Origin of the sequence: Parasphingomonas caseinilytica (genome assembly GCF_036663755.1) — a bacterium.
Lineage (GTDB): Bacteria > Pseudomonadota > Alphaproteobacteria > Sphingomonadales > Sphingomonadaceae > Sphingomonas.
Window position 1 is genome coordinate 48,802 of the sequence record NZ_JAXOJL010000007.1, and the last position, 8,699, is coordinate 57,500.

4 protein-coding genes, 1 tRNA gene and 2 rRNA genes (1 of these 7 running past the window's edge) are annotated in these 8,699 nt (G+C 58.9%); 3 read left to right on the forward strand and 4 right to left on the reverse strand.

Features of this window, described 5'->3' with window-relative positions; genetic code table 11:
• Window positions 1-6: 6 nt before the first annotated feature.
• From U1738_RS14695 to U1738_RS14705, 3 genes are read left to right on the forward strand one after another with little or no spacing between them, the layout of a single operon-like run.
• A complete protein-coding gene (locus U1738_RS14695; RefSeq protein ID WP_332789808.1) occupies window positions 7-1,104 on the forward strand; it encodes a phosphoribosyltransferase-like protein in 1,098 nt (365 codons plus the stop codon).
• The gene (locus U1738_RS14700) at window positions 1,104-2,996 is read left to right on the forward strand and encodes an ORC-CDC6 family AAA ATPase (protein WP_332789809.1); all 1,893 of its coding nucleotides are present in this window, start codon (window positions 1,104-1,106) and stop codon (window positions 2,994-2,996) included. The genes U1738_RS14695 and U1738_RS14700 overlap by 1 nt, the downstream gene beginning before the upstream one ends.
• A complete protein-coding gene (locus tag U1738_RS14705) occupies window positions 2,927-4,195 on the forward strand; it encodes a hypothetical protein (protein WP_332789810.1) in 1,269 nt (422 codons plus the stop codon). Before U1738_RS14700 ends, U1738_RS14705 begins: the two co-directional genes overlap by 70 nt.
• 200 nt (window positions 4,196-4,395) lie before the next feature.
• Here U1738_RS14705 and U1738_RS14710 read toward each other — a convergent pair whose 3' ends face one another.
• From U1738_RS14710 to U1738_RS14725, 4 genes are all read right to left on the reverse strand, one after another.
• A complete protein-coding gene (locus tag U1738_RS14710; RefSeq protein ID WP_332789811.1) occupies window positions 4,396-5,643 on the reverse strand; it encodes a tyrosine-type recombinase/integrase in 1,248 nt (415 codons plus the stop codon).
• Between the two features lie 188 nt (window positions 5,644-5,831).
• Window positions 5,832-5,908 (reverse strand) — tRNA-Met (locus U1738_RS14715).
• A gap of 79 nt (window positions 5,909-5,987) precedes the next feature.
• Window positions 5,988-6,102: ribosomal RNA gene (gene rrf, locus U1738_RS14720) — 5S ribosomal RNA — on the reverse strand.
• 154 nt (window positions 6,103-6,256) lie between these two features.
• Window positions 6,257-8,699: ribosomal RNA gene (locus U1738_RS14725) — 23S ribosomal RNA — on the reverse strand (it continues 349 nt past the right edge of the window).

An 8,699-nucleotide genomic window follows, 5' to 3' on the forward strand; every position in this document is an offset into this window, starting at 1 on the left:
AAGCTGATGCAAAAGGTTCTGGCGGAAAGACTGCTGCGCCGGGTAATGGACTGGGACCAGCAGCGTCTTGCGGAGGAACTGCCGCTCCTCGATCGTATGGCCAACTTCAAGTACGACGAGTATCAGCAGTTCGGCCCAGGTCGTAAATTCGTCGAGACGCTCGGCTTGTGGCTTGAGCAGTTCGACTCGTCGCAGAGGGAGGACGCCTACGAATTCGTCAAGGGTAGGCTCGTTTACATCTCCGAATCTGAAATGCGACATCTGGTCGAGGCGGCGTATGCCGACCACATCAAGCCACTGCTCATACGAGAAGCTGCCGGCGAACTTTTCCTCGCTACCCACCACCTCGGCGCTGTCGCCCAGAGCGACGCCTTCCGCCGGTCGCTCCGGTGCAGCCTGTTCTTCGGCCTCAGCGACGGGGCCCGGATGGACGTGTTCCGCCGCTCTGCTAACCTCGACAACGAGCAGGTGTGGCAAGCCTACGAGCCCAGCTCGGCCAAGACGGAGGGGCTGATCGGCGACCTACGCAAAGTCTACCCTAAAGCGTTCTTTGGTCGCGTCTTCCTCATCGATGACTTCACCGCCAGCGGGATTAGCTACATCCGTAAGGAGCCTGACGGCGAGTGGAAGGGCAAAATCCCAAAGGCGCTTAAGCAGTTTGGGACGGGAGGCGAGGCTTCCGCCCTGTTTTGCGACGCCGGTTACCGGATGACAGTCGTACTATATGTTGCCACCGCTGACGCCGCCGCTCATATCCGCCAGGGACTGACCGAATTCTGTGCGGAACACGTGATCCCGACCGTGCCGGAACTCATCACCGTGTACCAACTGCCCGAGGCAATTAAGGTGACCGACGGCAACCCTACAGACCAACCGTTCCTCCGCCTCGCCGATCAGGACAGGTACTACCGAACTGCCCCGCTGGATAAGCATGAGCTAAAGGGCGGGACGAAGGACGTGAAGAGAGGCTTCGCTGGTTGCGCCCTACCACTAGTCCTTGGACACAACACGCCCAACAACAGCCTCTATTTGCTCTGGGGATCGGGCGACGACGGTGGGCGCGGACTGTTCCCCCGCATCGTACGGCATAAGGCGGCAGGCTGATGGTCCGCAACGCGTTCGCCGTCCGCACGTCCGAGCTTTCCTCAACGGACGAGCTGTTCGCGCGCGATTTTGCGCCGGAGGTCTTAGAAATTATGCCGCGGGATCTGTTCGCGACCAGTGCAATGGTGCTGCGGTCGTCTCCAGGCGGCGGCAAGACCTCGCTTCTGAGGATCTTCACGCCCGGCCCCATGCTGCAAGTTCACCGCAACGCCCAGAGGCAACCGTACGATGAAATCTACCGCCAGCTGCACGCAATCGGTGCGATCGACGGCAACGGGGTCAGGGCAATGGGCATCCTCATACCATGTACTAATGGTTATTCCGAATTACAGCCGCCCGAGCAGGACCCGACTGCTAGGGGCATGTTCCGCGCACTAGTCAATGCTCGCATTGTCCTGCGCACATTGCGTTCAATCTGCATGTTGAACGGCCTTTCGTATCAGACTGATCTGTCGCGCGTCGAGCTCGATTACGATTTAAGCCTGTTGGATGCAGGCATCATACCGCGAGGCTCTGGCACCCAGGGTCTTCGCGCTTGGGCTGAGGCGGTGGAGACGCGCCTGCTGACGGTCCTTGACCAGATAGATATGCCCGACCGGGACACCCCCGTGCACCTGAGTTTCGACGCCGTGACTTGGCTGTCTCAAGTCCGCTTTTCTATCGGGGGACGGGTTTGCGACGTGCGTCCGATCGTCATGTTCGACGACGTTCAGCGATTGCGACCGGGTCAGCGTGCAATGCTCTATAGGGAGCTGCTCGATCACCGCTCGTCTGCGCCGGTCTGGCTGGCCGAGCGAACGGCCGTGCTCGAGTCCGCGGAAATCTTCAGCGACGCTATCCAGAGTCGCGACTTCGAGGTCGTACAAATCGAGCGCGGATGGCAGGCGCTGTCTGACCGGCGCTTCATTGCGTTTGTGACGGGAATCGCCGATCGCCGTATGCGCCAAATGCGCGACGATCCGGAAGGTTTCGGCGACCATCTAGGCTCCACCCTTGACCCGCTCGCGTTTGAAGGCCGCCTCGCCACCGCAGTCTCGACACTGCGAGACCGCGCCCATCACTTAGGCAGATCGTCCGACCGCTACGCAACGTGGATCGCTGCTGCCGAACAGACGACGGCCCTCGATCTGCTGGCCCAGGCGCTCGAATGGTCTAAGACCAACATCTTGATCGCTCGCGATCAGAACAGAATCCAAGCGACACTCGACCTCGAGCCCCTCCCCATGGAAGAGCGCGAGAACCGCGAGACAAGCAAGCTCCCGCAAGCCGCCCTTAAATTTATCAGTTCCGAATTCGGCCTGCCCTACTTCTACGGGATCGACCGTGTGGTCCGTCTAAGCTCCTACAACGTCGAAGAATTCTTGCAAATCTGCGCCGTTCTTTACGAGCACCTCCACGCCGCCAGGGTCGCTCGAGGCGAGGGACCAATCACGGTCACTCCGTTCGATCAGGACCGCGCCCTGCGCAAGCTCGCTGAGAAGCGGTTCAGAGAGATCTCAAGGGCGTTCCCAATGGGCGCGAAGGCGCAGCGCGTTATTACGGCTATCGGCAAGCTCGCGCACGAACAGACTTTCGCACCCAACGCCCCTTATGCTCCCGGCGTGACCGGAATTGGCATTACGCCGGTCGACCGCGAGGCGCTCATCCGGGCCTCAGGCGACCCGCGCAATCCCTATCAGGAGACCGCGCGCATCCTTAGTGCCTGCATCGCGCAAAACCTTTTCGAGGTTCGTGAGTTGCGGCAAGACGGCAAGATGTGGACCGTGCTCTATCTTAATCGATTGCTATGCGCTCATTTTGACCTCGTCTACCATACCGGCGGATGGAGGCCGACGTCGATCGCGAGGCTGCGGGCTTGGCACCAGACATCGGCCACGCCGACTATCCTTTAGTTCGGGACAAGCGCATGTGGTGGAGCCAGTACAACCTCTTTCGCGACGACAGCTTTCAAGGCTTCTGGCGCGACCACCTGACGGACAATAGTAAGGTGCTTGTCATAGTAGGGCGCGGGTTTGATCCTCGTGCCCTCTTCTCGCTCAACCTCATCCTGAAGCAGCGGCCACAGGTGGACCGCCACTGCATCGCCATCGAGATGGCGAAATGCTTCGAGACCGACGAAGAGGCGGTGCGCCTCCGCACAATCAATGAGGACGGGCTTCGCGCGCTGTTCCCGGGCGAAAGTATGGAAATTCGCGATCTCAGTCCCACCGACGCGGACGGGATACGGGACATATCGAGGGCCACCGCCCACCTCTTTGCGGACGTCGCGCGTAACGACGGCCGCTACACCGATGTTGTCCTCGACATCAGCACACTTCCGCGTCTCGTCTACCTCACGCTCCTCAACCAACTTCTGGCCGCATTTGTTCGACCAGCGGAGCCGTCCCCGCTGGCGGCCTCGGTAAACCTGCACATAGTCTACGCGGAGAGCTCGCTCATCGACCAGAGCATCTCAAAACGCGAGGTCGACGTAGACCTCGCCCCCTTGCCCAGCCTCGGTATCAGGCTCGAGGAAGAAGCGTCACACGACTGGCCGAAGGTCTGGTTCCCCGTGCTCGCGGAGGACGTCGTGGGCCAGCTTGAGAGGATTTATTCCCGCATAAGTCCCGACGACGTGTGTCCCGTCCTCCCGCTCCAGTCGGTGGATCCCCGTCGTGGCGACAACATCATTCGCGAGCTCGGCGAGCTGGTCTTCGACCGCATGGCTGTCGCACCCCGCGACATGATTTACGCCACTGAATGGAATCCCTTTCAGCTCTACCGCAGCCTGCTCCAAGCGATGGAGCGCTACGAGGAAAGCCTCCACTTGTTCGGCGGTGCGCGCTTCATAATATCGCCACTATCAAGCAAGAGTCTTTCGATCGGCTGCCTCCTAGCCCTCTTTGAGAAGCGGATGCGAGGCGACCGGGCGAGGATGCGGGTCGGCATGGCTCACATCGAGACCCGGCGTTACGAGGCAAACGACCTCGGACACGACTTGCCGATGGTCCCAATCTCGCTGTGGCTCGCCGGCGACTGTTATAAAATCGAGACGGCCCTGGAGGTCATACCGGAACCACCAGCCGAGGCATCCGATAAAGACGCGCGATGACCGGTTCTTTTCCGGATTCGTCATTTTTGATTTTCGTCGCCTTGGTCGCGTATAATTTCCCGTCCAGCGCGAGCTCAATCGTCTTAGGCGGCATTAGCACCTCCCTCACGGTGGCGGTTCTCGTCGCCAATCGCCTGCAGGGTCGCCGACAGTAGACCCGCGAACTCTACGATGAGACGAGCGTCCGCTTGTCTCTCGGATTACGTTAACACAGCCCATTCGGCTTTTGCCACAGTATCGTCTTTGGCTGTAGTGTGGGTGGCACCTGACGCCACCATCCTGTCGATATCCTCAGCCCAGGCCGCCAGCATGCGCCTGCGCGGCGTCAGATACAGCGCGCTGTTATAAGCCCCGCGTACCTCGTCGCGCTCGACATGGGCAAGGGCGAGCTCGATCCAGTCGGGCCGATAGCATTCCGCTTCGTTAGCCCAGGTCGAGGCGATCCCGCGGAACCCGTGCACGGTCTGCCGGCCGCGATAACCCATGCGGTAGCAGCCATAGATCATGGTGTTCTGCGAGATCGGCTGCCCGGGCTTGTCGCCGGCGAACACATAGTCGCCCCGACCGTGCTCGCGGACGCCGGCCAGCAACGCCACGACCTGCGGCGCCAGCGGCACGAGATGCTCGCACTCCATTTTCATCCGCGATGCCGGCACGCGCCAGAGCGGTTCAGGACCGTCCAGCCCCTCGAACTCGTCCCAGCGTGCGAGACGAGTTTCGTTGGTGCGTGCCCAGGTGAGGAGCGTGAACATCAACGCAGCGCGCGTGATCGCGCGGCGCTTCGGCGTCTCGTCGCCATCATAGCGATCGATCGCCCGAACCAGCGCGGGCAGCTCGTCGGCCCCGACCCGTGCCATATGTTTCGTGCGCGGCTTGGGTTTCAACAGATCGGTCAGATGCTCGGCCGGATCGCGCTCGGCCCAGCCTTGCGGGATCGCAAAGCGGTAGATCTGGCTGACATGCTGTTTGAGGCGCCGGCTGACATCGAGCGCGCCGCGCGCCTCGACCCGGCGCACCATCGCCAGCACCTCCGCACTGGTGACCGACCGCAGGTCGGACGACCCAAGCACCGGGAACGCATCGTTCTCCAGTCGGGTCAGCAACCGCGAGGCATGACCGGCATCGAGCGACGCAACTCGGTTGGCGTGCCATGCGCGCGCTGCCTGCTCGAACGTCGTGACGGCGGCTGGCTTGTCCCTGGCACCCGGATCCGTTCCCTGCCCCAGCGCGACCCTGGCCTCGGCGCGGCGCAGCCGCGCATCAGCCAGACTGATCTTCGGGTAGGCCCCGAACGAGAGCAGCTTCTCCTTGCCGGCATAGCGGTACTTGAAGCGCCAGAGCTTCGAGCCGTTGGGCCGGACGAGCAGGTAAAGCCCCTCCCCGTCAGCGAGCTTGTAATCCTTGCCGCGCTTCGTGGCGTATCGCGCTTCGAGTTCTTTCAGGGCCATTGGGGGGTACTCCGTCGGTGTCCGACAGACATACCCCCCAAAATACCCCCGATTGCAAATCGACGTTGTGGCATTTCAGGGGCTAGGATGGGACGTGTTTGGGGGCTCTGGAACAGGCTTAAGCTATGGAAAAAAGACACAAAAAAACCGCCTCGGGATATCCTGAAACGGCTTGGTTGATTGTGGTTTGGTTGCGGGGACAGGATTTGAACCTGTGACCTTCAGGTTATGAGCCTGACGAGCTACCGGGCTGCTCCACCCCGCGACGGTTCCGAGTTGGAACGAGGGTAGGTGACATGTGAATGGGTTCTTTGAAGTGATCTTTGCTGCTCACCGGCTACAATGCCTGGCGACGACCTACTCTTCCATCGCTTGAGCGATAGTACCATCGGCGCAGTCAGGTTTCACGGCCGAGTTCGGGATGGGATCGGGTGGGGCACTGACGCTATAGCCACCAAGCAATGAAGCCGGTGAGCGGCAAGATGTTCTTGTAAAATCGATGCACGTTTATGCAGTGAAGGCATGGTAGTTGTTTATTAGGCGTGAGCTTAATCATCCGCAGCCATCGTCCGATGCACGCTGGTCACCCAGTGCTGTCGTTGATGGTGGGACTCTCAAGCGCAAATAGAGCAATTAGTATCGGTTAGCTCCATGCGTTACCGCACTTCTACATCCGATCTATCAACGTCGTGGTCTCCGACGGCTCTATGAAATCTTATCTCGAGGGAGGCTTCCCGCTTAGATGCTTTCAGCGGTTATCCCGTCCATACATAGCTACCCTGCTGCGCTCTTGGCAGAACGACAGGTACACCAGAGGTATGTTCAACCCGGTCCTCTCGTACTAGGGTCAACTCCTCTCAAATTTCGACGCCCACGGCAGATAGGGACCAAACTGTCTCGCGACGTTCTGAACCCAGCTCACGTACCACTTTAATTGGCGAACAGCCAAACCCTTGGGACCTGCTCCAGCCCCAGGATGTGATGAGCCGACATCGAGGTGCCAAACAACCCCGTCGATATGAGCTCTTGGGGGTTATCAGCCTGTTATCCCCGGCGTACCTTTTATCCGTTGAGCGATGGCCCTTCCACGAGGGACCACCGGATCACTATGACCGACTTTCGTCTCTGCTCGACTTGTCAGTCTCGCAGTCAGGCGGGCTTATGCCATTGCACTCTAACAGACGGTTTCCAACCGTCCTGAGCCCACCATCGCGCGCCTCCGTTACTCTTTAGGAGGCGACCGCCCCAGTCAAACTACCCGCCACAGAGGGTCCCCGATCCAGTTTCATGGATCTGGGTTAGACATCAGAAAACAACAGGGTGGTATTTCACCTATGGCTCCACGTCAGCTGGCGCCAACGCTTCAAAGCCTCCCACCTATGCTACACAGTTCTTTCCTAATGCCACTCTGAAGCTGCAGTAAAGGTGCACGGGGTCTTTCCGTCTAACCGCGGGTACTCCGCATCTTCACGGAGAATTCAATTTCGCTGAGCATGTCCTGGAGACAGTGGGGAAGTCGTTACGCCATTCGTGCAGGTCGGAACTTACCCGACAAGGAATTTCGCTACCTTAGGACCGTTATAGTTACGGCCGCCGTTTACCTGGGCTTCATTTCGCAGCTTGCACCACTCCACTTAACCTTCAGGCACCGGGCAGGCGTCAGGCCCTATACGTCGTCTTGAAGCCGACTTAGCAGAGCCCTGTGTTTTTGCTAAACAGTCGCTACCCCCTGGCCTGTGCCCCCTCAAAAAGCTTGCGCTCAGTGAGGGCCTCCTTCTTCCGAAGGTACGGAGGCAATTTGCCGAGTTCCTTCAGGACACTTCTCTCAAGCGCCTTGGTATACTCTACCTGACCACCTGTGTCGGTTTCGGGTACGGTCTATACGGTGGGGCTATTTCCTGGAACCTCTTCGAAGCCCTCCCAATCCAATAAGGGAGAACAACACACGAGATCCGTCACACACCACCAGGCCCACGAATATTAACGTGGTTCCCATCGACTACCCCCTTCGGGCTCGTCTTAGGGGCCGGCTCACCCTGCGCGGATTAGCCTTGCGCAGGAACCCTTGGTCTTTCGGCGAGAGGGCATCTCACCCTCTTTATCGCTACTCATGTCTGCATTCGCACTTCCGATACCTCCACGACCCATTACCAGATCGCTTCACAGGCTTACGGAACGCTCCGCTACCGCGTGCATTGCTGCACACCCTAAGCTTCGGTGCATCACTTTAGCCCCGTTACATCTTCGCCGCAGAACCTCTTGTTTAGACCAGTGAGCTGTTACGCTTTCTTTAAAGGATGGCTGCTTCTAAGCCAACCTCCTGGTTGTTTTGGAAGTTCCACATGCTTTCCCACTTAGTGATGACTTGGGGACCTTAGCTGTAGGTCAGGGCTGTTTCCCTTTCGACGACGGACCTTAGCACCCGCCGTCTGTCTCCCGGATATCACTCGCAGGTATTCGGAGTTTGGTTAGAGTTGGTAGGTCTCGCGACCCCCGCATCCATCCAGTGCTCTACCCCCTGCGGTGTCCATCCGAGGCACTACCTAAATAGTTTTCGCGGAGAACCAGCTATTTCCCGGCTTGATTGGCCTTTCACCCCTAAACACAACTCATCCGGTAACTTTTCAACGTTAATCGGTTCGGACCTCCAGTGCATGTTACTGCACCTTCATCCTGGTCATGCCTAGATCGCCGGGTTTCGGGTCTAATACATCAAACTCTGGCGCCCTATTCAGACTCGCTTTCGCTGCGCCTACACCTAACGGCTTAAGCTTGCTTGATACATTAAGTCACAGACCCATTATACAAAAGGTACGCAGTCAGGCCACATGAGCCCTCCTACTGCTTGTAGGCAATCCGTTTCAGGTACTGTTTCACTCCCCTCATCGGGGTGCTTTTCACCTTTCCCTCACGGTACTAGTTCACTATCGGTCGCATACGAGTATTTAGGCTTAGAGGGTGGTCCCCCTATGTTCAGACAGAATTACACGTGTTCCGCCCTACTCGAGTCCTGAAGTCTCACTTTCGCATACGGGGCTGTCACCCGCTATGGCGTG

Coding starts and splice junctions, on each gene's coding strand:
- U1738_RS14695 (WP_332789808.1), top strand. CDS start 7: ATGCAAAAGGTTCTGGCGGAAAGACTGCTGCGCCGGGTAATGGACTGG.
- U1738_RS14700 (WP_332789809.1), top strand. CDS start 1,104: ATGGTCCGCAACGCGTTCGCCGTCCGCACGTCCGAGCTTTCCTCAACG.
- U1738_RS14705 (WP_332789810.1), top strand. CDS start 2,927: ATGGAGGCCGACGTCGATCGCGAGGCTGCGGGCTTGGCACCAGACATC.
- U1738_RS14710 (WP_332789811.1), bottom strand. CDS start 5,643: ATGGCCCTGAAAGAACTCGAAGCGCGATACGCCACGAAGCGCGGCAAG.